Below are 411 nucleotides of genomic sequence, written 5' to 3'. Positions count from 1 at the left end.
ATGGTACAATTATCAATCGAAGGATTCAAAGCCCTCATACAAAGAAATCCATATTCAAGAGGATACAGAATAGAATATCCATGGATAGTAAACACGGATCCTTGTATAACAGGTCTTGTGTTCAATAATGATGTATATCCATACAATATAAAAGATGTAAGATGGGCATTAACTCTTGCAATAGATATAGTAGATTATATAGGAATAGCGTTTGATGGTGCTGCAACCATGGGTGTACTTCACGTCCCTTCAATCCCAGTTTATCAAGAATGGTTCTATGAACCATTAGAAGATTGGTTGAAGAATTTCACCTTAGACATAGAAGTTAACGGGAAACCATTTAAACCGTACGATCCAACGGCGACATTAAGAGCAGCTCAATATGCGAGGGAAAGAGGATACGAGGTACCA

The 411-nt window shown here is 37.5% G+C and carries 1 pseudogene; it reads left to right on the top strand.

The annotated features are described in order from the left end of the window. Positions 1–411: pseudogene (locus tag ACW9JY_RS10505) on the top strand (ABC transporter substrate-binding protein); the annotation flags it as partial.

It is taken from the genome of Petrotoga sp. DB-2, from assembly GCF_054051725.1.
This window is presented reverse-complemented; position numbering and strand designations above follow the sequence as displayed.